We start from the raw sequence: 1,133 nt of genomic DNA, 5'->3' as shown, positions 1-1,133 counted from the left end.
GACCAGGGCATCAGCTCTTCTATACCTTCGGGCTCATCTTTGTAGTCCGGCATATAGAGCAGTACGGTCTCCAGATACGCGTAGATGTTCAGATTTTTTATTCTTAATAACTAAGTCTATGTATTAGGAGGAATATCTATTGGAAAAATGTAGAATTGCTGTCAAACAGAAGTGAGCCAATACGTTAAAGGAGAAAAGTAATATAATGATAAAAATTTTGAACACCTTGCTATATTATGTTTTAATGTATATAGCCTTTGTAGTAGGAATACTTGCAGGTGTTGCAATGAGAGGGCATGAACTGACCAAACAGATTATTAAATTTTCTTTTATTGGGGCACTTATAGGTTGTTGTATTGTATTTATAGCTTCATCTTAATACATAATACAACATTTATATCGCATAAAGCGACTATTTGTAAGGCTGGATGACTTGAATTATCCAGCCTCATGATAGTTAGGAGGCCTCCAGAGGGCATCCCAGGCCGGAGGCTGTAACGAGTCGCTGGCATCTGTATCAGCTTCATGGACTTCATGCGTGACTTATCAAGTAACACTCTGGCTTTCGAAATAGGTCGGCTGATAGGGGATTTGGCAAGTGTGTATGGAGGATTCCATCTGACACTCGGCGGGTTCGGAATATTAGCAGCCGCTGGCGTATCAGGGCAGATAGAGATAACCCCTGCAGGTATCGCAATCTTAGCAGAAGGAACTATACAGGACAAATGGAGATATCGACATTCCATACGATATGAAGCAGTTTCGCTATCGTTGAGAAAGCTATTGCGGGTTTGGTAGAACATGGAGTAACGAAACCAGTTAATATTCCATGGAATTAAAATTAATGGAGGGATATTTTATATGGATAATATGAGTAACTTGCAGGATTAACACCCTTACAGCAAGAGAATTGCATGCTTTGGTGATGAAGGATGAATTCAAAAGTTTTCTAAATTTGGCCGTTTTGTATTATGAAATATATTCGCCCGGCTTTGACGGGCGATGTCCCCTAAGGTTATGCGTTTTCCAGTACAACCTCTTTAACCTGCACACTTTTCGACCCTGGCTATATTGCCTGATTTGGGGAGAAATGCCTTTGTTCCACATCGGCTCAATGAGCTTGGAATACCTGC

The 1,133-nt window shown here is 40.6% G+C and carries 1 protein-coding gene; it reads left to right on the top strand.

What is annotated here, in order from left to right; all coding sequences use genetic code 11:
• Positions 1–205 precede the first annotated feature (205 nt).
• Positions 206–379 (top strand): hypothetical protein, encoded by a 174-nt coding sequence (locus G614_RS31610; protein WP_155245153.1) that lies wholly within the window; start codon positions 206–208, stop codon positions 377–379.
• Positions 380–1,133 lie beyond the last annotated feature (754 nt).

Origin of the sequence: [Clostridium] clostridioforme AGR2157, assembly GCF_000424325.1 — a bacterium.
In the GTDB taxonomy this organism is placed as follows: Bacteria; Bacillota; Clostridia; order Lachnospirales; family Lachnospiraceae; genus Enterocloster; species Enterocloster clostridioformis_A.
This window is presented reverse-complemented; position numbering and strand designations above follow the sequence as displayed.

What these genes read in the sequence shown, in the direction of transcription:
- G614_RS31610 (WP_155245153.1), top strand. Translation starts at nt 206, where the DNA reads ATGATAAAAATTTTGAACACCTTGCTATATTATGTTTTAATGTATATA.